This window comes from Streptomyces sp. NPDC002580, from assembly GCF_042889485.1.
In the GTDB taxonomy this organism is placed as follows: Bacteria; Actinomycetota; Actinomycetes; order Streptomycetales; family Streptomycetaceae; genus Streptomyces.
Genome location: NZ_JBIAQZ010000002.1, coordinates 288,445 through 313,805, shown reverse-complemented (window position 1 = coordinate 313,805; position 25,361 = coordinate 288,445). Strand labels below are relative to the sequence as shown.

The window sequence follows — 25,361 nt, the reverse complement described above, 5'->3', positions numbered from 1 at the left end:
CGTTCGGGGACAGGCCCCCACCTGGTTGCTCGGCTCCACGCTAGGAGCCGCCGGCCCCGGATCCGTGGTACCCGGGAGCCCTGTGCGGCGAGGCTCGTAGTACCGCGGTATCACGCGGGCAGGGCATGCGGGTGACGAGGCCGGGCCGGCGGTTCGGGGCGCGGGTGCCCGGGCCCGGCGGCGGCCGGGACCCGCCGAGGCCGGGTCCGCCGTTCGGGTCGCTATCATCCGATAGAGGCATTTTCTTCATGTTTTTCTCATGGTGCGGCTTCTCTCCCGGGGTGGTAGATGACCCGCAAGACCCCGACGGACGACGACGAACTGCTGGCCAGGCTCGGGTCGCTCACCGCGCAGGCACGTGAACGCGCGGAGTTCCAGCGCTCGCAGGTCGAGCTGGCCATCGCGCTGCAACGCGGCATGCTTCCGGGAGACCTGCCGTCCGCCCCCGGGTTCGACGTCGCCGTCCAGTACGCACCGGCCTGCTACGGCCTCAACGTGGGCGGGGACTGGTACGACGTCTTCAAGCTGCCCGACGGGCGCATCTGCCTGTCCATAGGCGATGTGCAGGGCCACAACATCGAGGCCGCCGCGTTCATGGGGCAGGTCAGGGTCGGCCTGCGCGCGCTCGCCTCCGTCGCGGGCGACCCGGGCGAGCTCCTGGCCCGGACGAACGACCTCATCCTGTCCATAGGCTCCGACCTCTTCGCGACCTGCACCTTCATGCGGCTCGACCCGGCCACCGGCGTGCTGGAGACCGCGCGGGCCGGGCACATACCGTGCGTCTGGGCGACGGCGGACGGGAAGTCCGGCATCGCCGAGGACGAGGGAGGGCCGCCGCTCGGAGTCCAGGCGGGGGCGCGCTACCCGGTGACCCGGCACCGGCTCACCACCGGCGGGGTCTTCGTCCTGCTGACCGACGGCGTCGTCGAAGGTCCGTCGATGGACGTCGACGAGGGACTCGACCAGGTCGTCCGGCTCGCCGGAATCGCCGCCGTGGCGGGCATGTCGGTCGCCTCGCTGGCCGCCGCGGTGATCCGGGGGGCCGAGCGGGTGGGGCACGAGGACGACGCGGCCGTCCTCGTGGTCGGCCACGACCTTCCCACCCTCAGGACTTAGGCCCTGTCGTCACGTTCCCGCCTGCCCCACGGCCACGACCTCCCCGCCTTCAGGACCCGGCGGGACGCCCGCTCGCCTAGCCGACAAGGCCCCGACGGTGTCTGATGGCTCCTGTGGTGGGTACCCGCGAGCTGAGCCGACCGGCCGTCGTCGCTCTCCAGACGCTGGCGATCGCCGCCTGCTACTTCGCGGCGGGGCGGCTGGGACTCATGCGGCGGCTGACCGTGGAAGGGGCGGTGTTCACCCCCATCTGGCCGCCTTCCGGCGTGGCCGTCGCCGCCCTGCTCATCCTGGGGATCCGCGCGGGGCTCGGGATCGCGCTCGGGGCCCTGCTGGTCGTCCTGTCCCTCTCCTCGTTCTCCTCGATCCAGTTCTCCGCGGTCGGCATCGTCGCGGGCAACACCGCCGCTCCCGTCTGTGCCTGGTTCCTGCTGCGCCAGGTGCGTTTCCGCCCCGATCTCAGCCGTCTGCGGGACGGGCTGGCCCTCGTCTTCCTGGGCGCCCTGGCCAGCATGACGATCAGCGCCACCATGGACGTCGGCCTGCTGGTCGTCACGGACAAGCTCGCCCCCGGCGACTTCTGGCCGGTCTGGCTGGCGTGGTGGGTGGGCGACGCGATGGGAGTCCTGATCGTCACGCCGGTCCTGCTGATGCTGTACGCCATTCGCGCGCCGGTGGGCATGGCCCGGTGGAAGGAGGTGATCATCCTCCTGGTCGGGGCCTGCGTCCTGGTGCCGCTCGCCACGCACAGCACCATCAGCATGCTGTTCCTCGTCTATCCCCTGCTCATCTGGGCGGCGCTGCGCTTCGAGCTCCCCGGCAGCGTGCTGTGCGCGCTGTTCGCGTCCGTCATGGCCACCGTGGCGGCCACCGACGAGGTCGGTCCGTTCGCCCGGCTCAGCCACACCGAGGTCATGGTCAAGCTCCAGGCCTTCAACGGCTCCATGGCCCTGACCGCGCTCCTCCTGTCCGCCGTGATCACCGAGCAGCGCAACACCAGACGCTCGGTGGAACGGGCCTGCCAGGAGCTGGTGCAGGTGCTGGAACACCTGACCGCCGGGAACCCTCCTCCCGGGCCCGGACCGCCGCCCGCCGCGGGCGGCGACGGCCGGGGCTGACCCGGAGGGCGGCCCTCTCGCACGGCCGCGCCGCGTCGGGAGGGGTCGTCGCGAGGGAACCGTGCCGCCACGGAGCCCGGTGGGGAAAGATGGGACCACCAGCGTTGAACCACCGATGTGGAGGTGCGGGTACATGCAGCACGAGCGAGCGGGCAGTCCGGCCGGCCCCGAGGACCTCGTCGACGTGGCCCGGTTGGTCACCGCGTACTACGCGCTCCACCCCGATCCGGCCGAGCCCGGCCAGCGCGTCTCCTTCGGTACCTCCGGGCACCGCGGTTCGTCACTGGCGACCGCCTTCAACGAGGACCACATCGCCGCGACGAGCCAGGCCATCTGCGAGTACCGCTCGGGCCGGGGCATCGAGGGACCGCTCTTCCTGGGCGTCGACAGCCACGCGCTGTCGGAACCCGCGAGGGTCACCGCCCTGGAGGTGTTCGCTGCCAACGACGTGTCGGTGCTCCTCGACAGCGCGGACGGCTACACGCCCACCCCGGCGGTCTCGCACGCCATCCTCACCCACAACCGGGGACGCTCCTCGGGTCTCGCGGACGGTGTGGTGGTCACCCCCTCGCACAACCCGCCGGCCGACGGCGGCTTCAAGTACAACCCGCCGAACGGCGGCCCCGCGGGCTCCGAGGCGACCTCCTGGATCCAGGACCGGGCCAACGAACTCATCACGGGCGGCCTCAAGGACGTACGCCGCATCCCGTACACCCGGGCGCTCGCCGCTCCCGGTACGGGCCGCCACGACTTCCTCGGCGCCTATGTGGCCGACCTGCCGCAGGTGCTCGACCTGGACGCCGTCCGGGCGGCCGGCATCCGTATAGGCGCCGACCCCCTGGGCGGGGCCTCGGTCGCCTACTGGGGGCGCATCGCCGAACAGCACGCGCTCGACCTGACCGTGGTCAACCCGCTCACCGACCCCACCTGGCGCTTCATGACGCTGGACTGGGACGGCAGGATCCGGATGGACTGCTCCTCGCCCTACGCGATGGCCTCGCTCATCGAGCAGCGCGACCGTTTCCGGATCGCCACGGGCAACGACGCCGACGCCGACCGTCACGGGATCGTCACCCCGGACGCCGGACTCATGAACCCCAACCACTACCTCACGGCCGCGATCGCCTACCTCTACGCCCACCGGGAGCGGTGGCCCGCCGACGCCGGGATCGGCAAGACCCTGGTGTCGTCCGGGATGATCGACAAGGTCGCCGCGGACCTGGGCCGCCCCCTGGTCGAGGTGCCCGTCGGCTTCAAGTGGTTCGTGGACGGGCTGGTCGGCGGTTCCATCGGCTTCGGCGGCGAGGAGTCGGCGGGCGCGTCCTTCCTGCGCCGCGACGGCTCGGTGTGGACCACCGACAAGGACGGCATCATCCTGGCCCTCCTCGCCTCCGAGATCACCGCGGTGACCGGGAAGACGCCCTCCGAGCACTACGCCGCGCTGACGGCACGCTTCGGCGAACCGGCCTACGAGCGCATCGACGCCCCGGCCACCCGCGACGAGAAGGCCCTGCTCGCCCGGCTCTCGCCCGCGCAGATCACCACGGACACGCTCGCCGGCGAGGCGGTCACCGCGGTCCTCACCGAGGCCCCGGGCAACGGCGCGCCCATCGGCGGCATCAAGGTGAGCACGGACAACGCCTGGTTCGCGGCCCGGCCCTCGGGGACCGAGGACGTCTACAAGATCTACGCGGAGTCGTTCCTCGGCACCGATCACCTCCGCCGGGTGCAGGACGAGGCGAAGTCCGTCGTGGCGGCCGCGCTGGCGGGCTGAGACAGCGGCGGCGGGGCCGCGGTCCCGGCGGCTCCGCCGCCGCTGTGCCCGAGGGGCCCGGCGGCACCGTGGACCCGGCGCCGGGCGTTTCGGCGGCATGATGGCCCGCATGCGCATCCGTATCGACGCCGTCGACCTGCCCGGCCTCACGTGTCCCGCCCCCGAGGGCCGCCCCGTCCCGGCGTACGACAACATCCACGTGGCCGTACAACGGCGCGACCGCCCGGCCGAACTGCTCGATCCGCAGCCGGGCGACGGCCCGTCCGCGACGTGGACCCTCGAATGCGCCGTGACGCCGTCACCGACGGGTCCCGACGTGAAGGGTCCCTACGTCCAGGACCGTCTGGGGCGCCGGTTCATCTACCTGTCCTGGGGCACCGTCGACGAGGCGGGCGTCTTCAGCATGTTCCGCCGGGCCAAGCTCATGCTCGACGCCGTCCCCTCCGAGGTGCTCGCCGCGGCGGCGCGCGACGGCCTCCTCGTCGGGCGCCTCGGCCTGACCGACGAGTGCGGCAACCCGCGCTGCGCCCGGGTCGAGCCGCCGCAGATCGACTGGACCGCCGAACCCGCCACCCAGGACCTGCCTTAGCCGCCGGCCGCGCGGTCGACGCGACCAGTTCAGTTAGAACCTATAACGAAAGTTCTTGACGCTCACGGCCTTATGGTTATAGCTTCTAACTAAAGCGATAACCGAAAACTCGCGCGGACAGTGGAGGTCGTCATGAACGCCGAAGGGCTCGTCGAGGTCGTGTTGCCGGGCAAGGTGGAGCCGGAAGGGCTGCTGATCCGGCACGGTGCCGTCCCCGTGGCGGGCCCCGGCCAGGTCGTGATCCGGATGGAGGCGACCGGAGTCTCCTTCGCCGAGCAGCAGATGCGCCGCGGGCGGTACTACGACCAGCCGCCGTTCCCCTTCGTGCCCGGCTACGACCTCGTCGGCACCGTCCTCGACACCGGACCGGGCGTCGACGCCGGGCTGGCCGGCGCCAGGGTCGCCGCGCTGGTCAAGGTCGGCGGCTGGGCCAGTCACGTACGCGTCGAAGCCGCGGACGTGGTGCCCGTGCCCGACGGAATCGGGGCGGCCGAGGCCGAGACGGTCGTCGTCAACGGCATCACCGCCTGGCAGATGCTGCACCGCAAGGCCCGGGTCCGGGCCGGGCAGACCGTCCTCGTGCACGGCGCCAACGGAGGCGTCGGCTCGGTCCTGGTCCAGCTCGCCCGGGCCGCGGGCGCGACAGTGATCGGCACGGCCTCCGCGCGCCACCACGACATCCTGCGGGAACACGGCGTCACCCCCGTCGACTACCGCGCCGAGGACGTCGCGGCCCGCGTGCGCGAACTCGCGCCCGGCGGGATCGACGCCGTGTTCGACCACGTCGGAGGCCGCAGTGCCGTCGACTCGTGGCGTCTGCTCGCCCCCGGCGGCACGCTGGTCGCCTACGGCAGCGCCTCCACCCGGGACGACACGGGGTCCAAGCAGGGGCCCGTGCTCAAACTGCTCGGCCGGGTGTGGCTGTGGAACGCACTCCCCAACGGCCGCCACGCGTACTTCTTCAACATCTGGGCCGGCCGGGCCCTGTCCCGGACCCGGTTCCGGGCCCGGCTGCGCGCCGACCTCACCCAGGTCTTCGACGCCCTCCGGCGCGGTGACGTCACCGCCCGGATCGCCGCCCGGCTGCCGCTGAGCGAGGCGGCCGAGGCGCTGCGGCTGGCCGAGTCCGGCACCGTCGCCGGGAAGGTCGTCCTCAACCCGTAGGGGGAGGGGGTCTCGCCGCCGAGGCGGACCCGGGACCTAGGGCCGCTCCTCGACGGCCATCTCGCCCAGGAGGGACCAGTCGTCCTGGGGGATCTTCATGTTCACGATGCGCGGTGTGGCGGTCAGATGGCGGGGCAGGGACCGCTGGGCGGCCTTGAAGTGCGCGGACTGCACGTGGGACGCCCCGGCCTCGTCGTCCCGGAAGGCCTCCACCAGGACGTACTCCGTCGGGTCGTCGAGGCTCCGGGACCAGTCGAACCACAGGCAGCCGGGCTCGGCGCGGGTGGCCGCCGTGAAGTCGGCCGTGATCTCCGGCCACTTCTCCGCGTCCTCGGGGCGGACGCTGAACTTGACGGTGATGAAGATCATGAGGGCTCCTCGGGTCGGGTCGGTGTCGAGCCATTCTGCGCTTTCCCCTGGGGGTGGACACCATGGCTCCGTAGGCCGACCGGGGGGAACCTCCGCGACGGGACCACGTGTGTCCGGCACCGATTCTCGAACGGCCTTGCGGCGCACCGGCGGGGTCTGTATCGTTTTTCGATAACATCGATAATCGATATGGGGGAGCCGTGGCGAGGGTACGCAATCCACTGGAGCCGATGTCCAGCGCGGTCTCGATGATCGTGACGCTGATCGCCGCGGCGACGCTGCTGGGCGTGATCGGTTCGATGTTCGTGGACGGAGTGAGCGTCTTCGGGATCGGGGACACCTCGATCTGTGCCACGGACACGACGACGACGGTGGGCGCCGACGACCCGCCGCCCGTGGACTTCAGGGCGGCACCGGGAGTCACGGTGGGCCTGGACGCCAACCCGAGCTACTGCACGGACGATCCCGGCACGGCGCAGGCCCTGCTCAACAGCGCGACCCAGGTTCCCACCTTCGTCTTCACCGTCGGAGCGCTCCTGCTCGTGCTCCGGTTGATCAGGGGAGCCGAGGGCGACGGCCTCTACACCGCGCGGACGGCGGAGCGGCTGCGCAGGGTGGGCTGGTGGCTGCTGGCCGGCAGCGTGCTCGCCGCGATCGCGGAGTCCGTGAGCGAGAAGGCGCTGATCGGTTCACTGAGCAGGGGCGGCGACGTCAGCGCTCTGTCCGGGCTGGTTTCGTGGGACGCTCCCTACATGGCGATACTCACCGGCCTCGGCGTCCTGTCCTTCGCACGGATCATGCGCGTCGGCGTCGCCATGCGAGAAGACCTCGACGGAACGGTCTGATGCCCGAGGACAAGGAGGAGCACGCGATCGAGGTCCATCTCGACCGTCTCCTCGAAGAACGCGGGATGACCTTGGCGGAGCTGGCGGACCGCGTCGGTGTCACTCATGTGAACCTGTCGATCCTGAAGAACGGACGGGCGCGAGCCGTCCGGTTCACCACGCTGACACGGCTCTGCGAGGTGCTGGAGTGTCAGCCGGGGGACCTCCTCAGCTACCGCGCGCCCGAATAGCGGCCCGAGGGGCGGTGCCGGGCGGCGGCCGGGTCCCTGTGCCCAGGTCGCCGGACCGGCACCGCGCCCTGGCGCGACGCGTCCGCACGAACCGTCAGGTGACGGCCCGTTCCCCCGTTCCTCCGGAAGCCTCGGATTCGGGCCGCTCGTCGGTGAGCTCGGGCTCCAGACCTTCGCCGATGTCGGCGCGGGGCCTGCCGGTGTCGGCCCGCCAGGCCTCGAACGCCCAAGCGGTGAGGGTGACGACGGCCAGACCGAGCAGCCAGCCGCCCAGTACGTCACTGAACCAGTGGACGCCCAGCGCGACGCGGGTGAAGCCGACGCCGACCACCGAGAGCACGGCGGTGCCCCAGCACAGCGCGCGCCAGGCGCGCGGCACCATGGGCAGCAGGACCAGCAGCAGGATGGCGAACGACGTGGTGGCGGTCATCGCGTGGCCCGACGGGAAGGAGAAGCCGGGCGCCCGGGCCACCGGATCCTCCAGCGACGGACGTGCCCGCTCGACGACCGTCTTCACCAGCAGCCCGATGAAACCGCCGGCCACCGCCGTCACCGCGGACCACGCGGCCAGACGCCAGGCCCGCCGGTGGACGAGCCAGAGGGTCAACAGAGCGACAACCGTGCGCAAGGTGATGGGATCCCAGACCCGGTCGGAGAGGAAACGCAGCGTGCTCGTCCAGGCGGGATGCTCCAGCGCGATCTCGTGCAGCCGGCGGGCGGCCCCCGCGTCCAGTCGGCGCAGCGGCTGCCACCGGCCCTCGACCAGGACGAGGAGCAGACCGAACGGCACCGCGGTGACGGCGGCCACCGCGGCGGATCCGAGCAGCCGGGCGCCGAACCGTCGGTCGGCCGCCCGGCGGCGGTCCCGCAGGTTCCGTACCGTTGTGCGTGCCGCCATTCAGACTCCCGGATCGGGTTGGACCGGACCGGGGCGCCGAGCGCGGGAGGCCTCCAACTGGGCGGCGAAGGACAGTCCGAGGAACAGGGCGATCGAGGTCAGGTAGGCCCAGAGCAGCAGCGACATGAAGGCGCTCAGCGGACCGTAGATCGTGTCGAAGGAGCCGCTCACCCCGAGGTAGAGGCTCAACAGCCAGGTCAGCGCCGTCCACAGCACCAGGTACACGGCGGCGCCGAAGGCCAGCCAGGTGTAACCGGGCTGCTGACGACGGGGCGAGCGGCGGAAGATCGCACTGGCCGACATGAGGGCGAGGAGCAGTCCGGTGGGCCAACGCAGGACGTCCCAGACGGCCTTGGCGGTTCCGTCGAGGTGATAGACGGTGACCACCGCGGACGCGAGATCGCCGCCGGCCACCATCAGGACGAAGCCGAGGCCGAGCGGGATTCCCGCGCTCAGTGCCATCACCAGCCCGCGAAGGTACTTCAGATGGAAGACACGGTCGCGCTCGTTCCCGTAGATCCGGTTGGCGCCGCGCTCTATCTGGCACATCGCGGTGGTCACGTTGACCAGGGAGAAGGCCAGACCGAACCACAGGGCGACCTGCGCCCCGTCGCCCGCGGTGTGCCGGCTGCGCCGCAGCGCGTCGTCGACGACGTCCGTGCTCGGGCCCGCGGCGATCCGGCGAATCGTCAGTTCGGCGACTCTGCCGATGTCCTCGGTGTGCAGGGCCGAGGAGAGTCCCACGAACGCGATGGCGAGCGGGATCAGAGCGAGCACCGTCTGCAGGGCGAGCGCGCGGGAATGGCTGAACCCGTCGGCGTAGCGGAACCTGATGAACGAGTCGCGCAGCAGCGGCCAGCCGCCGTAGCGGCGCAAGGACGCCAGCGCCTCGTCGGCGGAGAGTTCGTCACCGGTCATGGCACGGGTCTCGGGGACCTTGGTCGCGGTACCCATTCACTTCTCCCCGGAAGGCAGCAGAACGGTCAGGGCGCCGGGCCTGACTTCCGCGGTGAGACGCCGGCCGGGTCCCACCGGGTCCCCGTCGAGTTCCCGGGGCTGCGGTGTGCCGAAGGTGAGTTCGGCGCGCCGGAAGGTGAAGAACTCGACGGGTGTCCCGCTCCGGGCGGCCCCTTCGGCCTCGTCCGTCCCGTCCGCCCCATGGGCCGCGACGGTGCGTACGGCGGACGGCCGGGGCGACGCGGATCGGCCGCGCAGCAGTGTTCCCACGGCACGCAGCCAGCCGCCGGGGCCGCGGGGATCGAGGACCAGGAGGTCGAGGAGCCCGTCGTCGGGGCGGGCGCCGGGCAGCAGGGTCACCCCGCCCTGCACGGATGCGACATTGGCGACGAGCACCATACGGGCCGTACGGCGGAAGGCGGGCGAGCCGTCCAGCCGGATCGTCACCCGCATACGGGGTGTGCGCAGTGTTCCGAGGCCCGCCAGGACATAGGCCGGCCAGCCCAGCGCGGACTTGGCCCGCGCGTCGGTGTGTTCCAGCATCGCGGCGTCGAGGCCCGCCCCGGCCATCGCGACGAAGCGGGTGGCGGCCATGCCGTCGCCCTCGACGCTTCCCAGGTCGAGTCGGTGGGGGCTGCCCCTCAACGCGGCGTCGAGGGCGGCGGTGGGGGAGAGCGGCAGGCCGAGGTTGCGCGCCAGCAGGTTGCCGGTGCCGCACGGCACGACGGCCAGCGGCACATCGCTGCCGGCCAGGGCGTCGGCCACCTCGCGGACGGTTCCGTCCCCGCCGCAGACCACCACCAGAGCGGCGCCCTCGCGAAGCGCCCGGGCAGCCTGTCCGGCGCCCGGATCGTCCGCGGTGGTCTCCAGCACCAAGGGGTCGCTGTGGCCGTGCTGTTCGAGGGTCCGGCGCAGTTCGTCACGCGCGGTCCCGTCGGCCACCGTGGGGTTGAGGATCACGACGGTCACGCCCGGCCGCCGCGCGCCGTCGCGCGTGCCGGCTGTCCGCGCGGCCGGTTCGCGGCCCGCCGACGGCGGAGCGGTCACGGACCGGTCGACGAGCAGGGCACGGCCCACGATCAGCAGGGACAGTCCACCGTTGACGAGACCGCCCAGGACGTCCGTGGGATGGTGCATGCCCCGGTAGAGCCGAGCGGCGCCCACGATCAACGGCAGGAGCAGCAGCACCGCGCCGCCGATCCGCCGCCACGGACCGCGGGCCCGCGACAGCACGAGCACCGCCAGACCCGCGTACAGCGCGGTCGCCGCGCCCGTGTGTCCGGAGGTGTAACTGGAGGTGGGCGGCGAGGCGTCGAGGCGGTCCACGTCCGGCCGGTGCCGGTCCACCGACGTGGTGATGGCCAGGAAGACCAGCGACTGGAGCGAGACGGCCACGGCGAGGAAGACGGCCTGGCGCCACATCGGCAGGCGGGGCACAAGGAGCAGGCCCAGGCAGGTCGCGAGGGTGAGGACGACCACCGTCAGGGTGTTGCCGGCCTCCGAGCCGATGGACGACACCGTGGTGAGCGTGCTCTCGCGGACACGTTCGAGACCCACGTTCACGCTGTCCTCGGCCGTCAGCGGCCACAGGCCGCGGGCCGGACCGGTGATGAGGAGTCCGACACCCACCATGAGGGCCGCCTGGCAGGCGGTCAGCGCGCCGATGCGCGCGGCGGTCCGTCCGGTGCCCCGGGGGAGGGTGAACGAGCGGGCGGAGCGGACGACTTCGGCTTTGCTGCCGGGCGTTTCGGCAGGTCCGTCCGGTACGGCGGTCGGCATCGAGGCTCCCAGGGGCGGCGCGGGGCGGCTGGATCCGGCCCGGGCCGCGCTTCCTCCCGGGTCCCTGGCCGGATTCCCCGGAACGCCTCGAACAGGCCTGGCACAGTATGGAATCGGGCGGCAGCCCCTGTTCCGGGCGGGTGCGCCGCGCACGGGCGCCGATCCGGGAAGCGCGGTCGGTGGCCCGCCCCGGGCGGCGATCAGGTGTCCGCGCGTCCGGGGCGACCGCTGCCGGGCGGGCCGGGACAGGATCCGCCCATGGGCCCCTCGACGGGCCCGTCCGGGCCCCGTCGACGGGCCCTGCCGGTCGGCTCAGCCGTGGTAGTTGATGTAGCCGTTGCGGTCGCTGTCGTTGGCCGTCCTGGTGTACGAGTGGACGTCGGCGTGGGCGCCGGTCGACTTGTCGAGGATGATGGTGTCCTTGTCGTTGTTCCAGATGAAGTTGCAGTTCTGGCGGTAGACGACGTTCTTCGTGTCCGAGTCGGTGCCGTGCCCGCCGCGGAGCTTGATGTAGTCCCCGGGCTGGAGGTAGTGGTTCGCCGGGAAGACGAACGTGTTCCCCGTGGCGTCCTTGACGCGGTAACCCTTCAGGTTCACCGTCGCGCTGGACGAGTAGTTCTTGATCGTCAGGTACTCGTCCTTGGAGTTGCCTCCGGAGCACCGGTTCGAGTCGCTGCCGGGCGCGTCGTACTGGACGCCCCGGATCTTCAGCGCGGACGAGTACTCGGCTGCCTGCGCCGGGGTGGCGGCGATGGCGGCGAGCGTTCCGGTGGCGGCGGCGATGGCCAGGGCATGACGAATACGCATGAGGATCCCCCCTCAGTGGTGCGGATGGAGCCCCAGGAGCATACCGATGGTGTGACCGACGGGTGGCGGGAGCGTGAGGGAAACGTGAACAGCCGGTCCGGGGGCGTTCCTAGCGGTCCGGAGGGCGCGCGGCCACCCTGCCTCGCCCCGCCGGCGCGGCGGCCGGAGCCACGCGGGCGCCCCGTCCCGCCGCCCGTCGGCACCACCGCCGACCTGCTGTGACTTCGCCCACCTCCCCTTGTCGCAATAAGGAAGGCATACCTAAGTTCTGTCTCATGACCGCACAAGGCCCCCCGCTCCCCGACGGCCCCGACGAGGCGTACGGCCCGCGCCTCGAGGGTGCCGGCCGACCGGACGCTCCCGAGCTGCTCGACTTCACCATCGATCTCACCTCCCAGGAGGTCCTGCGACAGGCCCAGGTCCTGGCCGCCCTCGGCCCCGACTGGGACCCGCTGGAGGCACTGCGCGGAGAGGAGGCCGCGTACGCCCTGCTGTACTCCGGACTCGACGCGGAGCAGCAGCGGGTGTACGACGACCTGGTCGCGGCCGGTGTGCTTCCCCGGCGCGGAGACGGCCGTGCTGCCGCTTGACCCGCAGGCGGACCGGGGACGCCGGGCCTGGGTGACCTGTCCGAACTGCGCCGACAGCCGCGGGTGCGTGCCGTGCGCGCAGCGGCGGTCGTGCTCCACCCACTGGCGCTACCTGCTGTCCACCACCGGAAGTCTGCTCCACCTGCAATGTCCCTCGTGCACGCATGTCTGGGCGCACGAGACCGGATTCGGCGCCACCCGCTCCCTCTGGAGCCGCATCGGCGGCGGTCGCCCGAAACGCTGACCGGCGGGCCCGGGGCCGCGGGCCGGGAATTCGTCCCTCCCCGCAGGTCCCCGCACGGCGCGGCGGGGATATCCTCAAGACCCCAGGCGGGTCGGAGATGTCCGATGCGCCACTGTGGGAAGATCGCAACCCCGCACGACTCAAGTCCGGGCCCGCGCGCACGCTGTCGCTCGTAGATTCGAGGATGCTCGCGGCCCACCGGTGGATGACGGACCGGCCCGCGCGGGTAAAGAAACTATGCGCACCTGCGCGAACACCCCACTGCCGAAGGACTGCCGGTCTTGGACCTCCCATACTCCGAATCCCCTGCCGCGCGACGTCCGGGACGGACCTGGACCGTCCGCATCTCCGGCCACAGCGACCGCACCGCGTCGGTCACGTGCTCCTCTCCCTGCGCCATGCCGCCCCGGTCCCGCGACCTCGCGGCGCTGCGCCGCTTCGCCGAGGCGCACGTCGGCGCCCACGCCCGCGCGGCCACCGTGCACGCGGACGCCGCCTGTGCCTGCCGGCAGGCACAGTGCGCCTCCCACGAGGGCAGTCAGGTGCACTGCATGGGCAGTGTCCTGCTCGTGCTGCGCCATGATCCGGCCATTGCCCAGGTGTGGACCCTGATGGAGGTCTGCGCCTCCTGTGCTCCGCTGATGACACACACCCGCGTCGTGGGGCGCGCCCTGCCCCGCACCCGTACTCCCGCCGAGCCGAGCGCGCCCGCGGCCGGTGCCGGTGTCCCGGCGGCCGCGCCCGCGGTCCCCGGGGGGTTCAGCGCCCCGACCGGGCCCGGCTTCAACAGCGCGGACGCGCCCCCGGCGCCGTCCCGTCGTCGCTCCGGTGGTCACGGCCGCCCGCAGTCCCGGCAGGGCCGCCGGGACCAGGGCCGGTCTCGCGGCTGACCAGGGTCCATCCGCCGGACCACGGGACATCACGGCCGGCCCACGGTCCGTCGTGGCCGCCCGGAACGCCGCCGGTTCCCGACGTCCGGCGGCCGAAGCGGCCCGGGCGAAGGTGACGCCCGGGGCGCTGTGAACCGTCGCCGAGGCCCGTCGGTGGGAGCGCGCCACGCGCCGAACCCGCCGACCCGGCCGTGACCTTCGTGTCGGGCGTCGGCTTGTGCCGGTGGCCCACCCGACCTTCTCCGTCGGGGCCGAGGCGTTCGTGTCGTTCGGCGATCCACGAGCGGGGCAGGTCGAGTCGCGAGCACGCGTACGGCCCTGAACTGGGCATTCTTGTGAACAGCGCTGATTCGGTTGAGAGTTCATCATCGACTGAAAGGAGTTGCATGATTTTGCGCAACTCTTGCAGGCGTTGCAAGGTGGCACCGCGCGGCGGCCCTGAGGCCGCCGCCTTCGCCGACCTGAAGGACGCCACCATGTTCCCCGCCAACCGTTCCGTGTCCTCGCGCCGGCTCAGGACCTCCCTGGGTCTCTTCACCGTGGTGGTGGCCCTGTCGTGGGCGACCGCCGCGCCCGCCACCGCGCGCGACGGCGGCCGGGTCGCCGCCGATGAGGGGTCCGTTTCCGCGGAGGCGGCTCCGGACTGCGTCCACCACTACGACGACTGGCGCTACACGACCGTCGTCAACGACTGCGACACCACCGTGAACGTGACCGTCGACTACACCGACGGCCAGGCCGCCCCCTGCCGGACCCTGGCGCCCCGGGACGCCGCCACCTTCGCCGGCTACGGCCCCCAGCTCAACTACGTCACGGGGCTGAGCACCTGCACACCGGCGACCGTCTGACGGAGCCGGGCGACCGGGGCGTCCAGGGGGCGGAGCCCGTCGGCGTACGACACGGAGACGCGGCGCATCAGATCGTCCTCGCTGATGTCGTACCGACCGAGGCGCCACAGCGGCGGCGAGCAGGCGTGCAGGGGGACCGTGTCGTCGGTGGCACCGGTGAGATGGTGGATGTGGTCGGGCCCGAAGCAGAAGGAGGTGCCCGCGCCGACCTCGACGGGCAGGTGACTGCCGCCGATACGGGGGTCGGACTCGGTCGACGCCCCCTGGACCACCCGGACGGCGCCCGACGAGAGGTCGTGGTCGTGCCGGCCGGTGTCGTTCCGCCGGGTCCAGCACAGCAGCCAGACGTCGACGAACTCGTCGCGGTGCGGGGAGGCGTAGTGCCGCTCCTCGTGGGAGAACGCGATCCGATCGCGCCAGAGTTCGGGCCGGGAGGCCAGGTCGTCGACGAGCCGCTGGAGTTCGCGCTTGTCGAGCGTGCGGTCCGGCAGGGACGCGTACGTCACGGCGGGACCCCCTTCCAGGAGGGGGCCGCCGAACGGCTCAGGTCCGGCCGTTCAGCAGGCGGGCGGGACGGGCGGTGCGCAGGGCGTGGACGGCGGCGTCCGCGCCCAGGTCGGGGATGACCGGCGGGGCGTACGGCCGGTCGCTCCCGCTGACCACGACGTCGATCCCGACGGCCCGGACGAGGGCGTCCACGGCCCGGGTGCCGTAGGAGGACGTGTTGTAGCAGAAGTCGAAGTCGACCTCGCCGCGGCCGCCGCCCCGGGCCGCGAGCCGTTCGCCGTGCAGGGGGCCAGGCCGGCGAGGGCGGCGAAACATACCCGCAGTCCCGGACGGCGGGCGCGGCCGAAGGCCCGGAACGCGAACCACGCGCCGTGCGACTGCTGTCGGTAGGGGACCAGGGCGGCCCACCAGGGTGGTGCCCCGACGACCGGTGGAGCCTGGCCCGGATGGATGAACAAGGGCTTGTCGAGGCGGGTGAGCAGGTCGAGGAACGGGGCGCACGCGCGCAGGCCCGCCGCGTCCAGGAGCGCGGTGGCCGGGAGCCGGAGGCCCACACAGCCCCGGCGCAGTTCGCGTTCCACCGCCTCGGGGTCCGGCTCGCTCGGACAGGGGGAGGTCCGGACGCCGAAGGGAGCGGCGACCGTCGTCGCCCGGCGGGTCCTCGACGGGGACCGGCGGGCCACCGCCGTCTTCTGCTTCTCCGGCTCCCTCGCGTACGGGGTGTACGCGGCGGCGGAGGCGTCGCTCGTCGTGGGGCGGGAGGTCTCCGGGGTCGGCTTCGACGACCACCCGGTCTCCCGGGTCCTCACCCCACCGCTGACCACGGTCGGCTGGGGACCCGCGCAGATCGCCGTGGAGGCCGCCCGGCTGACCGCCTCCGCGACCGAGGGGAAGCGGGCGCGCAGGAAGCGGATCCTGTGCGCTCCGGTGATGTGCGCCCGTGGTTCGGCCGTGGCGGTCTGACGCCCGCGGTGCCGGTGGCCCGGCCGGGCGTGCCCCGGCCGGGCCCATGTCCCGCCGGGTCAGGGGCAGTGGTAGGTGAGCGGTGTCGAGACCGTGCGCCGCACGGGGGAGAGCAGGTGCAGTTCGGCGCGGGCCGCGTACCGGCCGTCGCCCTGGAACGTCCACAACAGGTGGAGCCGAGCCTCTTTTTGACCTCGTGTCAGATCTTCGTGCAGGACCTTCGAGGACGTGCCGTCGCTGCGGACCCAACGGTACGAGAGCTCACCCGGGCGGCCGTCGGTGGTGACCGTGCCCACGATGTCTGCGGTGTCGTCGCAGCCGGGCGAGGGCGACGTGGTGGAGACCGTGACGCCGTCCACGCCGACGGACGGCGCGGAGCGGTGCCAGAGGAGGAACGCGACGACGGCCAGGAGCACCACGGCGGGCAACGCGTGCCGGCGCCAGGTGCGACGGCGCAGCGGGACCACGGGCGGGGCCTCGGTGAAACGGCGTACGGTGTCGGCGTTCACGCCGGGCCCGAAGCGCAGCAGGGTCCCCTCGACCCGGTCGGGCGGTGTGTCCGAGCCCGCGGGGGCCGACAGATCCGCCGTCGCCGTCGCCGTATCCGTGTTGGTGTCGAGGAACAGCGTGTCGGAGGTGTCCGGACGCTGGATCCAGTGGCTGGCCAGCGCGGTCGCGCTGTAGTCGTCGTCGGCGGAGGGGGCGCCCGGGGCGCCGGGAGGCTCGGTCATCGGAGGTCGCACCGCCGCGTCAGCAGTTGTCTGGTGGCTCCGCCGTCGGCGGAGGCGGGCTGGGTCCCGGCCTGGACACTCCAGTAGCAGCCCGTGCCCTGGAAGGTGTGGTCGAGGTCGAGCGTGTACTGGGTCGCCCCGGAGCGCTGGTACGTCTCGGTCGTCCCGTCCTGGGCGCCGGTCTGCCCGCTGACCTCACCGGTGGACCACACGACCGTGAGGGTCACCGGTCCGGGTCCGTCCGTGGTGACGGTGACCGTCGCGGCCCCGGTCGCCGTGCCCGTCTGCCGGAAACCGCTGAACGTCACGGACTTGACGCTGACCTTGGGCGTCGGCGAGGAGGTCGTGGTGGTGGGCTCGGCCGAGGCCGTCGCGGGGGGTGCCGTGGGCGCGACGGAGGCGGACGCGGTGGCGGACGCCGACGGGGAGGGCTGCGCGGTGAGGTCACCGGACGACCCGGAGGGCGTCGGCGGAGCCGACGCGGACGGCGAGGCCGAGGACGACGGTGACGGGGAACCCGGGGCCGCCGTCGCCGACGGGTCGCTTCCGTCGGCCGGCCGCGCGCTGGTCGTCGCGAGCGACTGCGCGGCCTGCCGCTGGGCGCCCAGGTCCGGGGCGTGCCGGTCGACGCCGTACGTCAGGAGGAGCGCCGCGACGAGCGCGGCCCCCGACACGAGGAGCGAGCGCAGGCTCGGGGCCCAGAGCCGCAGCTGCTCGGGTGCCCCGCCGAGAATCGTGCGCGCCGTGTCCGTGGCCCGGCGCGGAACCGTGGGGGCGGGGGGAAGCAGCAGCAGGGCGAGGGCCACGAGTGTCGCCAGCCGCCCGCGCCCGCGCTCCTCCCAGTCCGGCCCGTACGCGCCGCCGGCCGTGGCCTCGAGTTCCGCCACGAAGTCCTCGGCGTGGGCGGGCCGTTGACCGGGGGACTTGGCCAGGCCGCGATGGACGAGCGAGCGCACCGGCTCGGGTACCTCGTCGGCGGGAATGGCGCCGTCCACGTGCTGGAGCGCGAGCTCCGCCAGGTTCTCCCCCGTGTACGGCTTGTGGCCGGTGAGGCATTCGAAGAACGTCGCGGTCGCCGCGTACACGTCGGCGGACGGAGAGGCGGGGGCGCCGGTCCACTGCTCGGGAGCCATGTACGACGGCGTGCCCGCGATGCCCGCGGTCGTGCCGTCGGTGGCGGCGATCCCGAAGTCGACGAGTTTCGACGTGCCGTCGGGGCGGACGAGGACGTTCTCCGGCTTGTAGTCACGGTGCACCACACCGAGGCGGTGGGCGTCGGCGAGACCGAGCAGCGAGCCCTTGAGGAGGACGAGCGCGGCCTCCGGGGCGAGCGGGGCGTCCTTGGCGAGCAGCGCCCGCAGACTGATGCCCTCCACCAGCTCCATCACGATGGCCGCGCCCTCGGGCCCCTCCACGTACTCGTACAGACCGGCCACGTGCCGACTGCGCAGTCCGCCGAGCAACCGCGCCTCGGCGCGGAACTCCAGCAGGAAGCCCGGTCGGGCGCGCAGCGACTCACTGAGGTACTTGACCGCGACCGGCAGGCCGGTCTCCTCGTGCACGGCCAGCGCGACGCGTCCGCTCGCCCCCGCGCCGAGTTCGCGGGACTCGGCGTAGCCCGGTACCCCCCATGCGTTCATGACCCTCTCCCCGAGACGTGGGGCACCTGAGGTGTCCCGGTCTCCTCGTGCTCCCAGCCGTGTGCTGTGAGACACGATTCCGGCCGCTTCGGTTGCAGGCGAGGGAGTCCGGATCCGCCGAGCCGGTAGCCTCTGGCCATGAGTGATCACTTGGCCTCCGCCGGGGGCGGCGTCAGCCGGGTCGGGGGAACCGTCGGTTACGCCGAGGCGGCTGACGCGCTGCTGGTGCAGTACGAGGCCGTCACCTTCGAAGAAGTCCACGCCGACGTGCTGCACCTGGTGCCCGGCGTGGCCGGTCGGGTGCTGGACGTGGGCGCCGGGACCGGGCGGGACGCCGCCGCGCTGGCGGCCCGTGGTCACCGGGTCGTCGCCGCGGAGCCGACGGCGGAGCTGCGCGAGCACGGGCGGCGCGTCCACGCGGACCACGCCATCGCGTGGGTCGACGACGCGCTTCCGGAACTGCCGCTCGACCGGCATCCGGGGCGGTTCGACGCGGTGTTCGCGACCGGCGTGTGGATGCACCTCGACGCCGGCGAACGCCGACGCGCGATGGCCAGGATCGGTGAACTGCTGGAACCCGGCGGCCGGTTCTTCGTCAATCTGCGGCACGGGCCCGTGCCGAACGGCCGCCGTATGTTCGACGTCTCCGCCGCCGAGACGGCCGAACTCGGTGACGAGTGCGGTCTGCGGACGGTCCACCGCGGAGGGCGTTCCGATCCCCACGCCCGGCCCGGCGTCCGGTGGAGTTGTCTGGTGCTGGAGGCGAACGAACCTGGCGGAAGGGCCTGTTCGGCCGACACCGCGTGAACGGGCCGCAGGGGCGCAGCGGCCGCACGGGCCGGACCGCGGCAGGAGCCGAAGGCGCCGCGGGCGACGGAGAGGTGTCGCCGCGACACCGGTCGGTGGGGCGGCCGGGCGCCGGGCGGTCGGTTCGAGCAGGCGCCGCCCCGGGGCGCGGGTCGGGGCGCCCGTGCCCGGAGGGGCCGTGCGGCCTTCGGAGCTACCCCAGTTCGGCCAGGTCCTCGGCGGTCAGCTCGATCGATCCGGCGGCGATGTTCTCCTCCAGGTGGGCCAGGGAGCCGGTGCCGGGAATGAGGAGGATGTTGGGCGACCGCGCCAGCAGCCAGGCCAGGGCCACCTGCGGCACGGTCGCCCCGTGGCGGGCGGCGACGGAGTCCAGGTGCGCGGCCGTGACCGGCTGGAAGCCGCCGACCGGGAAGAAGGGGACGTAGGCGATGCCGGCTTCCGCGCAGGCGTCGACAAGGGCGTCGTCGTCGCGCCGGGACACGTTGTAGAGGTTCTGGACGCAGGAGATCGGCGCGATCCCGCGGGCCTCGGCGACCACGTCGGCCGTGACGTTGGAGATGCCCAGGTGCCGGATCAGGCCCTCGTCACGCAACGCCAGCAGGGTCTCCAGCGGTCCGGCCAGGTCGGGGGCCCCGGTCCCGCCGACGTCGCCCAGCCGGAGATTCACCACGTCCAGCCGGTCCAGGCCGAGCGAGCGGAGGTTCGCCTCGACACCGCGGCGCAGGTTGTCGGCGGTCAGGCCCGTCTTCCCGGTGGCCGGGCTGTCGATGTCGGAGCCCTCGACCAGCGCGCCCACCTTGGTCACGATCACCAGGTCGTCCGGGTAGGGGTGCAGGGCCTCCCGGATCAGTTCGTTGGCCGACACCCCGTCACGCGCGTAGTAGTACGAGGTGTCGAGGTGGTTCACGCCGAGCTCCACGGCACGGCGCAGAACGCCCAGCGCGGTCTCCCGGTCCGGCCGGTCGCCCCGCGGCCAGCCGGTGAGCTTCATCGTGCCGTAGCCGACGCGCGCGACCGCCAGGTCGCCGCCGAGTTTCCACTGTTCAGTCGTCACGGCCACCACCCTAGGCAACTCCGGTCGGATCATTCGGTCATGGACACGGAAAGCCCGGAACCCGGTCGGACGCCCGGCCGTCGAGATCGAGGCCCGGCCCGGGGCGGCGCCGGGACGACGGCACATGGTGCGACCGGGGAGCGCCTCCGACGCGGGCCGGGCGGTGTACGCGGCAGGGCCGCCGGCGCGCGCCTCACCCGCGTGCGCCGCGCACCGGCGCGTGCCAGTGCGTCGTTCGGGGGCAAGCGGGGGTGCGCGGGAGACGCTGATCCCGAGCGACCACGCGTTCCGTGGCCGAGCCGCCCACCGCACCCGGCCCCCGCCGGGCGCGGCCCGCACGAAGGAGTCCCCGTGACCGAGTCACCGTCGCCCTCGGCAGCCGACGACACCTACCGCTTCGACGACCTGCGCGCGCTGTACATCAACTGCACCCTCAAGCCCGCACCGCAGCAGAGTCACACCCAGGGTCTGGTCGACAAGAGCAGCGCGATCATGGAAGAACAGGGAGTCACGGTCGAGGTCGTCCGCGCCGTCGACCACGACATCGCCCCGGGCGTCTACCCGGACATGACCGAACACGGCTTCGCCACGGACGACTGGCCGGCCATCCAGGAACGGGTGATGGCCGCCGACATCCTCGTCCTCGCCGGGCCGATCTGGCTCGGCGACAACAGCTCCGTCACCAAGCAGGTCGTGGAACGGCTCTACAGCGGCTCGGGACTGCTCAACTCCGCCGGGCAGTACGCCTATTACGGGCGCGTCGGCGGCTGTCTGATCACCGGCAACGAGGACGGCGTGAAGCACTGCGCCATGAACCTCCTCTACAGCCTCCAGCACCTGGGCTACACGATCCCGCCGCAGGCCGACGCCGGCTGGATCGGTCCCGCGGGACCCGGCCCCTCCTATCTCGACCCCGGTTCCGGCGGGCCCGAGAACGACTTCACCAACCGCAACACCAGCTTCATGACCTGGAACCTGATGCACATGGCGGCCCTGCTGAAGCGGTCCGGCGGTGTCCCGGCCCACGGCAACCAGCGTTCGCGGTGGGACGCGGGCTGCCGTCCCGACGCCCCGAACCCCGACTACCGCTGAGTCACGGGTTCCGCGCGGGCCAGTCCAGCAGCCGGGCGCCGATGACGGCGGTCTGCAGCGTGTAGCGGTGCGCGGGGTCGGCGGGGTCGGCCCCGGTCAGCTGCTGGATGCGCTCCAGCCGGTACGTCAGGGCGCGCACGCTCAAGCAGAGGCGGCGGGCGGCCGCCGCGGCGACGCAGCCGGTGTCGAAGTAGGCGGTGAGCGTGTCCAGGAGCGGCTGGGCGCCGCCGCGGGCACCGGTGAGCGGGCCGAGTGTGGCGAGGACCAGGTCGGCCAGTGCCTGGCGGTCCCGGGCGAGGACCGGGAAGACGAGCAGGTCGGCGGCGCGCAGGACGGGACCCTCCAGCGCGAGCCGCCCGGCGAGTTCGAGGGTGTTCGACGCCTCCTCGTACGACTGGCGGACTCCGCCGGGTCCGGGCTGGGCCCGGCCGATGGCGACGCGTCCGCCCTCGGTCGCCCCGTGCGCCTGCTGGGCGAAGTGGGCGAGGACGTCCTCCTGGTCTCCGGGCGCGACGCACACCATCCGGCCGTCCTTCGTGGTCAGCAGAATGCTGCGATCGCCGAAACGGGCGATGAGGGCCCGCTCCACGCGACGGGGCACGGGCGCCGATTCGTCGTACGTCTGCGGGCCCTCCGCGACGGCGACGGCGTGCGCGTGCGAGAGCCGCAGTCCGAAGTGCTCCGCGCGCTCGGCGAGGCGGCCCAGGTCGCTGCGCCCGTAGAGGAGGTCGTCGATGAACTCGCGGCGGGCGGCCTCCTCCTTGCGGACGGCGAGCGACTGGGCCCGCTCGTAGCCCTCGGCGAAGGCGTCGATCACCTGCTGGACCGCGGCGAGCGTGCTGTCGGCCGACCGGGGCGCGGCGGGCCAGGCGGCGCGGGCGGCCGAGAGATGCGCGCTGACGAGGGCCGGGAGACGGTGTCCGGCGTCGGCGGCGCGTTCGCCGAGAACCCGTCGCGACTCGATCTCGTCCCGGCTGAGGCGGCGCCCGGTGACGGAGACATCGGCCAGTATCCGGGTGTAGCCCTCCAGATACTGATCGCCCGACTTCCGTTCCACCACGACTTCCCCCGGTTTCTGACGGTCCGGTGACGACTTCTTGACGTCGACCGGCACGCAGATGCTAGGCAACTCTGCCGGGAACCGGCAACGCGGTGGTGACGTACGGCGATGCACGATGTCGGAACGGGGCGCGGGGGACGGTTCCGTGCCGGACACCGGCAGCGTCCGCGGTGTCCGGCACGGTGTCCGGCGTCAGGACGTCGACGGACGGCAGGTGGGCCGGTGGTGGGCCGGCGGGCGGGTGGACGGTCGTTCGTCGGTCAGGGGGCCGGCCAGTTCCGCAGCAGTGCGTCGAGGGCGTCCAGGACCCGTGACCAGCTCTCCTGCGAGTCGGGGGCGCTGTGGCTGAACCCTCCGCCCATCTCGAGGCTCACATAGCCGTGGAACACGCTGCCCAGCATCCGGACGGCATGGGTCTGGTCCGGTTCGGTCAGGTCGTAGCCCCGCAGGATCGCGCGCATCATGTGCGCGTGCCGGACGCCCGCGCTCGCGGCGGCGGTCTCGGGGTCGAGCCTCAGCTGCGCCGCGGCGTAGCGGCCGGGGTGTTCCCTGGCGTAGTCGCGATAGACGTTCGCGAACGCGGTCAGGGCGTCCCTGCCCGCTCTCCCGGCCAGCGCGGCGGCCCCGCTGTCGGCGAGTTCGTCCAGGGCGAGCAGAGCGATCCGCGTCTTGAGGTCGTGGGAGCTCCTCACGTGCGAGTACAGGCTCGCGACCTTGACGTCGAACCGCCGGGCCAGCGCCGACACGGTCACCTGCTCGAAGCCGACCTCGTCGGCCAGCTCCGCGCCCGCCCGTGTCAGGCGTTCGGCGTTCAGTCCCGCGCGAACCATGTCCTTCCTCTCCCTTGGCGTAACAGATTATGCATTTGCCTAATAGCTTTAGGCAAATTACCGTCAGTTGTATGAAGCCGTTGACCGAGCAAGTGATCCGTACCGCCTTCGTGAACTGCACCAAGGGTGAGGCGAAACGTCTGTCCGTTCCGCGTGACCTGGCCGACCGGCCCTGGGACGACCTGGACTACCTCGGCTGGCGAGACCCGCAGGCGCCCGACCGCGCCTACATCGTGGCCGAGCTGGACGCCGGTCTTAAGGGCCTCGTGCTGCGCTGCCCCTCCGCGGTCTCCGGGCAGCTGCGGCGCAGTATGTGCTCGATGTGCGTGACCACCCACACCGGCGGCGTCTCCCTGATGGTCGCGCCCAGGGCGGGGAAGGCCGGACAGCAGGGCAACTCGGTCGGCGCCTACATCTGCAGCGATCTCGCCTGCTCGCTGTACGTGAGAGGGATGAAGGACGCGGGCGTCGGCGGACGGCTCCGTGAGTCGCTGACCCCGGAGGAGAAGATCAGGCGGACCGTGACGAACCTGGCGGGGTTCATCGCCAAGGTGGCGGCGTGAGCGGTGCCCCGCGCCACCAAGTCCCGCCGTCCGAACGCGTCGGCCCGCCGTGGCCGGATCCCGGGGTGTCCCGGGGCGGGGCGGCGGACCGTCCGCGAGTCGATCGATGAGGCGCCGCGCGACGTGCTGCGGGAGGTGCTGCGTGAAGGGCGCGCGCACGGATCCGTTCCTGGCCGGCTCCGGTGCGCGCCGAACGGGTGCGACCGGCGTCGACACCTGAGGCGGACGCCAAGTCGGTTGTCCCGTACCGGAGTCGAGCGGTGTCAGCTGCCGTTCGTGGCCGCCTCGGCGGCCGCTTCCGCCGGACGGTCCGTGCTCGCCGCGGGCTTCGTCGGCTCGTCGGCGTCGACGGTCGTGTAGAACACGGAACTGCCCTGCTTGGCGCGGTGGGCGTGACTCCTGGCCACCAGGTTCTCCAGCGTGGTCCGCACGACGTTGGTCTGGATACGGCGCTCGGGGTGGGTCTGGACGAGCGCCGAGGACACCTCGGCGGCGGAGCGGGGTTCGCTCTGCTCCGTCAGGTAGCGCCGGATGAGCTCGATGAGGGTGGGCTGAGCCGAAGTGGCCTCGGCCGCGGGCTCCTTGGCGGCCGACGTCCGTGCCGCCACCTCCTTCACCGCTCCGGACTTCCGGGCTCGGGTCCGCTTGCCGTCTGCGGTCTTGGCGGTCTTGGTGGACTGGGCGGTCTTGGAAGCCTTGGCGGAGGTGCCGGGAGCCTTCTGGCGGGGCACCGAGGTCGCGACGGTCGGTTCGGGTTCCGCCTCGGTGGGGGCACTCGTGGCCCCGAGCGCCCGATGCAGGTTGGTGAGGACGGCGTGATCGTGCCGCAGGGCGGTCAACTGCTCCTGAAGCGCGTCGATCTCCGCGCCGACGCGCTCCTGTTCCTTGGAGTTGCGCTCCAGGTCGCCGATCACCTGGGCGGTGTACTGCGATGTCAGTTCGGTGGGAGTCTGGGTGTCGGGCACGATGGAGACCTCTCTTCGGTGCGCGGCCGCCGCATGAAGACACCATGAAGTCGGCGGAGGACGGGGCGTGTTCCTGTCGACCCGCCCGCGGGGACGAGCGGTCGCAGTTGATGTGTATGCCCCGGCTTACAGATAGTACGGACACTGTTGGCCTGTTGTTCCCCTCGCGTGATGGTTCGCCCCAAAGAGGTGAGTGGTCGGGGCCCGGAACGCGCTCCCACAGGTGTCGTCCGCACCCCGGGGGACGACGACACGTGTCCCGGACTCCTCGAAGCGGCAACTCGGCATGAGTGCCCTGCGAAGCGCGTGCCACCGCCATGTCCCGGACCCGGCGGGCCCGGTGCCGAGTGTGCGGGCGGCGCGCGGGTACACGTCCGGTACGAGTACAGCGCGGTCGGCACAACCGGGAGCGAGGTCGGGCGATGGCGGTCAAGGCGATGGGCTGGGCACACGTGTTCCCGGTCTCCGGAGGTGTGAGTGCCGGGCGGCACTGGACCCGCGGACACCTGGAGTCCCTGCCGTGGACGGCCGAGGAACCCGAGACGGTCGACGCCGTCGTGCTGACGGTGTCCGAACTCCTCACCAACGCCCATGTGCACGCCCGCAGCGACGCCCGTCTCGTCCTCACCTGGGACGGCGACTGCCTGCACGTGAGTGTCCACGACGAGGACTCCACGCCGCCCCTCCGGCGAGATCCGGAGCCCGGCGAGGTGTCCGGCCGAGGGGTCGGCATCGTGGGCATGCTCGCCGACGAGTGGGGCACGAGGTGTCAGCCGGACGGCAAGACGGTCACGGCGTGTTTCCGCCCGTCCGGTGGCCGGCAGCGCGGTGACGGCCACTGAGGCCCCGCGCCCTGTCGATGGTGTGCCCTGCCGTGCGGGCTCCCGCCGCGCCGTCGACCCCGTCCGTCTGCCTGCCCGGCACATCAGCC

General features: G+C 72.5%; 29 protein-coding genes. 16 read left to right on the top strand and 13 right to left on the bottom strand.

The window, feature by feature from the left end; genetic code table 11:
- Positions 1-288 precede the first annotated feature (288 nt).
- The 5 genes from ACFYW7_RS07850 (at position 289) to ACFYW7_RS07830 (ending at position 5,761) form a co-directional block, all read left to right on the top strand.
- Positions 289-1,116, top strand: coding sequence for a PP2C family protein-serine/threonine phosphatase (locus ACFYW7_RS07850; RefSeq protein ID WP_389499182.1), 828 nt, complete (start codon positions 289-291; stop codon positions 1,114-1,116).
- Positions 1,117-1,220: 104 nt separating this feature from the next.
- On the top strand, positions 1,221-2,234 hold the full coding sequence (locus tag ACFYW7_RS07845; RefSeq protein WP_389499180.1) for an MASE1 domain-containing protein: 1,014 nt from the start codon (positions 1,221-1,223) through the stop codon (positions 2,232-2,234).
- A 133-nt stretch (positions 2,235-2,367) separates the two neighbouring features.
- Complete coding sequence (gene pgm / locus ACFYW7_RS07840) at positions 2,368-4,008, top strand: phosphoglucomutase (alpha-D-glucose-1,6-bisphosphate-dependent) (protein ID WP_389499178.1); 1,641 nt, start codon at positions 2,368-2,370, stop codon at positions 4,006-4,008.
- Between the two features lie 109 nt (positions 4,009-4,117).
- Positions 4,118-4,597 carry a DUF5990 family protein gene (locus tag ACFYW7_RS07835; RefSeq protein ID WP_389499176.1) on the top strand — a complete coding sequence of 160 codons (480 nt, stop codon included), beginning with the start codon at positions 4,118-4,120 and terminating at the stop codon, positions 4,595-4,597.
- Positions 4,598-4,729: 132 nt separating this feature from the next.
- Positions 4,730-5,761 (top strand): medium chain dehydrogenase/reductase family protein, encoded by a 1,032-nt coding sequence (locus tag ACFYW7_RS07830; RefSeq protein ID WP_389499174.1) that lies wholly within the window; start codon positions 4,730-4,732, stop codon positions 5,759-5,761.
- 36 nt (positions 5,762-5,797) lie between these two features.
- Here the strand turns inward: ACFYW7_RS07830 and ACFYW7_RS07825 are convergent, their stop codons facing one another.
- Complete coding sequence (locus tag ACFYW7_RS07825; RefSeq protein ID WP_389499172.1) at positions 5,798-6,130, bottom strand: putative quinol monooxygenase; 333 nt, start codon at positions 6,128-6,130, stop codon at positions 5,798-5,800.
- Positions 6,131-6,360: 230 nt separating this feature from the next.
- Between ACFYW7_RS07825 and ACFYW7_RS07820 the strand changes: the two genes are divergently transcribed.
- Together ACFYW7_RS07820 and ACFYW7_RS07815 are read left to right on the top strand one after the other, a co-directional pair.
- Positions 6,361-6,975: a DUF2975 domain-containing protein gene (locus tag ACFYW7_RS07820; protein ID WP_389499170.1), complete on the top strand. Its 615-nt coding sequence runs from the start codon at positions 6,361-6,363 to the stop codon at positions 6,973-6,975.
- Positions 6,975-7,205, top strand: coding sequence for a helix-turn-helix domain-containing protein (locus ACFYW7_RS07815; RefSeq protein ID WP_389499168.1), 231 nt, complete (start codon positions 6,975-6,977; stop codon positions 7,203-7,205). Before ACFYW7_RS07820 ends, ACFYW7_RS07815 begins: the two co-directional genes overlap by 1 nt.
- Positions 7,206-7,299: 94 nt before the next feature.
- On the opposite strand, the gene ACFYW7_RS07810 is transcribed toward ACFYW7_RS07815, so the two are convergent.
- The 4 genes from ACFYW7_RS07810 to ACFYW7_RS07795 form a co-directional block, all read right to left on the bottom strand.
- Positions 7,300-8,103: a phosphatase PAP2 family protein gene (locus ACFYW7_RS07810; RefSeq protein WP_389499166.1), complete on the bottom strand. Its 804-nt coding sequence runs from the start codon at positions 8,101-8,103 to the stop codon at positions 7,300-7,302.
- Positions 8,104-9,057, bottom strand: a complete 954-nt coding sequence (locus tag ACFYW7_RS07805) for a YihY/virulence factor BrkB family protein (protein ID WP_389499164.1) — start codon at positions 9,055-9,057, stop codon at positions 8,104-8,106.
- Entirely contained in the window at positions 9,058-10,839 is a 1,782-nt protein-coding gene (locus ACFYW7_RS07800) for a diacylglycerol kinase family protein (protein WP_389499162.1), read from the bottom strand.
- A 312-nt stretch (positions 10,840-11,151) separates the two neighbouring features.
- The gene (locus ACFYW7_RS07795) at positions 11,152-11,646 is read right to left on the bottom strand and encodes a lamin tail domain-containing protein (RefSeq protein WP_389499159.1); all 495 of its coding nucleotides are present in this window, start codon (positions 11,644-11,646) and stop codon (positions 11,152-11,154) included.
- Between the two features lie 275 nt (positions 11,647-11,921).
- On the opposite strand from ACFYW7_RS07795, the gene ACFYW7_RS07790 reads away from it, so the two are divergent.
- From ACFYW7_RS07790 to ACFYW7_RS07775, 4 genes are all read left to right on the top strand, one after another.
- Positions 11,922-12,236, top strand: coding sequence for a DUF6400 family protein (locus ACFYW7_RS07790; RefSeq protein ID WP_389499157.1), 315 nt, complete (start codon positions 11,922-11,924; stop codon positions 12,234-12,236).
- The gene (locus tag ACFYW7_RS07785) at positions 12,223-12,480 is read left to right on the top strand and encodes a hypothetical protein (RefSeq protein WP_389499155.1); all 258 of its coding nucleotides are present in this window, start codon (positions 12,223-12,225) and stop codon (positions 12,478-12,480) included. The genes ACFYW7_RS07790 and ACFYW7_RS07785 overlap by 14 nt, the downstream gene beginning before the upstream one ends.
- Before the next feature lie 398 nt (positions 12,481-12,878).
- Positions 12,879-13,370, top strand: a complete 492-nt coding sequence (locus tag ACFYW7_RS07780; RefSeq protein ID WP_389499153.1) for a hypothetical protein — start codon at positions 12,879-12,881, stop codon at positions 13,368-13,370.
- A 386-nt stretch (positions 13,371-13,756) separates the two neighbouring features.
- Complete coding sequence (locus tag ACFYW7_RS07775; protein ID WP_389499151.1) at positions 13,757-14,218, top strand: alpha-amylase; 462 nt, start codon at positions 13,757-13,759, stop codon at positions 14,216-14,218.
- Here ACFYW7_RS07775 and ACFYW7_RS07770 read toward each other — a convergent pair.
- Together ACFYW7_RS07770 and ACFYW7_RS07765 are read right to left on the bottom strand one after the other, a co-directional pair.
- On the bottom strand, positions 14,176-14,724 hold the full coding sequence (locus ACFYW7_RS07770) for a cysteine dioxygenase (protein ID WP_389499149.1): 549 nt from the start codon (positions 14,722-14,724) through the stop codon (positions 14,176-14,178). The two genes, ACFYW7_RS07775 and ACFYW7_RS07770, sit on opposite strands and share 43 nt — an antisense overlap.
- Positions 14,725-14,761: 37 nt before the next feature.
- Positions 14,762-15,040 (bottom strand): hypothetical protein, encoded by a 279-nt coding sequence (locus ACFYW7_RS07765; protein ID WP_389499147.1) that lies wholly within the window; start codon positions 15,038-15,040, stop codon positions 14,762-14,764.
- 216 nt (positions 15,041-15,256) lie between these two features.
- On the opposite strand from ACFYW7_RS07765, the gene ACFYW7_RS07760 reads away from it, so the two are divergent.
- A complete protein-coding gene (locus ACFYW7_RS07760; RefSeq protein WP_389499145.1) occupies positions 15,257-15,688 on the top strand; it encodes a substrate-binding domain-containing protein in 432 nt (143 codons plus the stop codon).
- Positions 15,689-15,747: 59 nt separating this feature from the next.
- Here the strand turns inward: ACFYW7_RS07760 and ACFYW7_RS07755 are convergent, their stop codons facing one another.
- Positions 15,748-16,419: a hypothetical protein gene (locus ACFYW7_RS07755; RefSeq protein WP_389499143.1), complete on the bottom strand. Its 672-nt coding sequence runs from the start codon at positions 16,417-16,419 to the stop codon at positions 15,748-15,750.
- A complete protein-coding gene (locus tag ACFYW7_RS07750) occupies positions 16,416-18,059 on the bottom strand; it encodes a serine/threonine-protein kinase (protein ID WP_389499141.1) in 1,644 nt (547 codons plus the stop codon). The genes ACFYW7_RS07755 and ACFYW7_RS07750 overlap by 4 nt, the downstream gene beginning before the upstream one ends.
- Positions 18,060-18,197: 138 nt before the next feature.
- On the opposite strand from ACFYW7_RS07750, the gene ACFYW7_RS07745 reads away from it, so the two are divergent.
- A complete protein-coding gene (locus tag ACFYW7_RS07745; protein ID WP_389499139.1) occupies positions 18,198-18,866 on the top strand; it encodes a class I SAM-dependent methyltransferase in 669 nt (222 codons plus the stop codon).
- A gap of 193 nt (positions 18,867-19,059) precedes the next feature.
- Here the strand turns inward: ACFYW7_RS07745 and ACFYW7_RS07740 are convergent, their stop codons facing one another.
- Positions 19,060-19,920, bottom strand: coding sequence for an oxidoreductase (locus ACFYW7_RS07740; protein ID WP_389499137.1), 861 nt, complete (start codon positions 19,918-19,920; stop codon positions 19,060-19,062).
- Between the two features lie 351 nt (positions 19,921-20,271).
- Between ACFYW7_RS07740 and ACFYW7_RS07735 the strand changes: the two genes are divergently transcribed.
- Positions 20,272-21,012, top strand: a complete 741-nt coding sequence (locus tag ACFYW7_RS07735; protein WP_389499135.1) for a flavodoxin family protein — start codon at positions 20,272-20,274, stop codon at positions 21,010-21,012.
- Between the two features lies 1 nt (position 21,013).
- Here ACFYW7_RS07735 and ACFYW7_RS07730 read toward each other — a convergent pair whose 3' ends face one another.
- Complete coding sequence (locus ACFYW7_RS07730; RefSeq protein WP_389499133.1) at positions 21,014-22,069, bottom strand: PucR family transcriptional regulator; 1,056 nt, start codon at positions 22,067-22,069, stop codon at positions 21,014-21,016.
- A 263-nt stretch (positions 22,070-22,332) separates the two neighbouring features.
- A complete protein-coding gene (locus tag ACFYW7_RS07725; RefSeq protein ID WP_389499131.1) occupies positions 22,333-22,902 on the bottom strand; it encodes a TetR/AcrR family transcriptional regulator in 570 nt (189 codons plus the stop codon).
- 71 nt (positions 22,903-22,973) lie between these two features.
- On the opposite strand from ACFYW7_RS07725, the gene ACFYW7_RS07720 reads away from it, so the two are divergent.
- Positions 22,974-23,465: an FBP domain-containing protein gene (locus ACFYW7_RS07720; protein ID WP_389499129.1), complete on the top strand. Its 492-nt coding sequence runs from the start codon at positions 22,974-22,976 to the stop codon at positions 23,463-23,465.
- Between the two features lie 263 nt (positions 23,466-23,728).
- Here ACFYW7_RS07720 and ACFYW7_RS07715 read toward each other — a convergent pair whose 3' ends face one another.
- Positions 23,729-24,430 (bottom strand): hypothetical protein, encoded by a 702-nt coding sequence (locus tag ACFYW7_RS07715; RefSeq protein ID WP_389499127.1) that lies wholly within the window; start codon positions 24,428-24,430, stop codon positions 23,729-23,731.
- A gap of 422 nt (positions 24,431-24,852) precedes the next feature.
- Between ACFYW7_RS07715 and ACFYW7_RS07710 the strand changes: the two genes are divergently transcribed.
- Positions 24,853-25,272, top strand: coding sequence for an ATP-binding protein (locus ACFYW7_RS07710; RefSeq protein ID WP_389499125.1), 420 nt, complete (start codon positions 24,853-24,855; stop codon positions 25,270-25,272).
- Positions 25,273-25,361 lie beyond the last annotated feature (89 nt).

Bases quoted from the DNA above. Each gene is read 5' to 3' on its own strand.
- ACFYW7_RS07775 (WP_389499151.1), top strand. From the start codon at position 13,757: ATGATTTTGCGCAACTCTTGCAGGCGTTGCAAGGTGGCACCGCGCGGC.
- ACFYW7_RS07800 (WP_389499162.1), bottom strand. From the start codon at position 10,839: ATGCCGACCGCCGTACCGGACGGACCTGCCGAAACGCCCGGCAGCAAA.
- ACFYW7_RS07845 (WP_389499180.1), top strand. From the start codon at position 1,221: ATGGCTCCTGTGGTGGGTACCCGCGAGCTGAGCCGACCGGCCGTCGTC.
- ACFYW7_RS07780 (WP_389499153.1), top strand. From the start codon at position 12,879: ATGCCGCCCCGGTCCCGCGACCTCGCGGCGCTGCGCCGCTTCGCCGAG.
- pgm (WP_389499178.1), top strand. From the start codon at position 2,368: ATGCAGCACGAGCGAGCGGGCAGTCCGGCCGGCCCCGAGGACCTCGTC.
- ACFYW7_RS07820 (WP_389499170.1), top strand. From the start codon at position 6,361: ATGTCCAGCGCGGTCTCGATGATCGTGACGCTGATCGCCGCGGCGACG.
- ACFYW7_RS07815 (WP_389499168.1), top strand. From the start codon at position 6,975: ATGCCCGAGGACAAGGAGGAGCACGCGATCGAGGTCCATCTCGACCGT.
- ACFYW7_RS07850 (WP_389499182.1), top strand. From the start codon at position 289: ATGACCCGCAAGACCCCGACGGACGACGACGAACTGCTGGCCAGGCTC.
- ACFYW7_RS07805 (WP_389499164.1), bottom strand. From the start codon at position 9,057: ATGGGTACCGCGACCAAGGTCCCCGAGACCCGTGCCATGACCGGTGAC.
- ACFYW7_RS07810 (WP_389499166.1), bottom strand. From the start codon at position 8,103: ATGGCGGCACGCACAACGGTACGGAACCTGCGGGACCGCCGCCGGGCG.
- ACFYW7_RS07830 (WP_389499174.1), top strand. From the start codon at position 4,730: ATGAACGCCGAAGGGCTCGTCGAGGTCGTGTTGCCGGGCAAGGTGGAG.
- ACFYW7_RS07710 (WP_389499125.1), top strand. From the start codon at position 24,853: ATGGCGGTCAAGGCGATGGGCTGGGCACACGTGTTCCCGGTCTCCGGA.
- ACFYW7_RS07835 (WP_389499176.1), top strand. From the start codon at position 4,118: ATGCGCATCCGTATCGACGCCGTCGACCTGCCCGGCCTCACGTGTCCC.
- ACFYW7_RS07795 (WP_389499159.1), bottom strand. From the start codon at position 11,646: ATGCGTATTCGTCATGCCCTGGCCATCGCCGCCGCCACCGGAACGCTC.
- ACFYW7_RS07725 (WP_389499131.1), bottom strand. From the start codon at position 22,902: ATGGTTCGCGCGGGACTGAACGCCGAACGCCTGACACGGGCGGGCGCG.
- ACFYW7_RS07745 (WP_389499139.1), top strand. From the start codon at position 18,198: ATGAGTGATCACTTGGCCTCCGCCGGGGGCGGCGTCAGCCGGGTCGGG.
- ACFYW7_RS07825 (WP_389499172.1), bottom strand. From the start codon at position 6,130: ATGATCTTCATCACCGTCAAGTTCAGCGTCCGCCCCGAGGACGCGGAG.
- ACFYW7_RS07790 (WP_389499157.1), top strand. From the start codon at position 11,922: ATGACCGCACAAGGCCCCCCGCTCCCCGACGGCCCCGACGAGGCGTAC.
- ACFYW7_RS07750 (WP_389499141.1), bottom strand. From the start codon at position 18,059: ATGAACGCATGGGGGGTACCGGGCTACGCCGAGTCCCGCGAACTCGGC.
- ACFYW7_RS07755 (WP_389499143.1), bottom strand. From the start codon at position 16,419: ATGACCGAGCCTCCCGGCGCCCCGGGCGCCCCCTCCGCCGACGACGAC.
- ACFYW7_RS07765 (WP_389499147.1), bottom strand. From the start codon at position 15,040: ATGTTTCGCCGCCCTCGCCGGCCTGGCCCCCTGCACGGCGAACGGCTC.
- ACFYW7_RS07720 (WP_389499129.1), top strand. From the start codon at position 22,974: ATGAAGCCGTTGACCGAGCAAGTGATCCGTACCGCCTTCGTGAACTGC.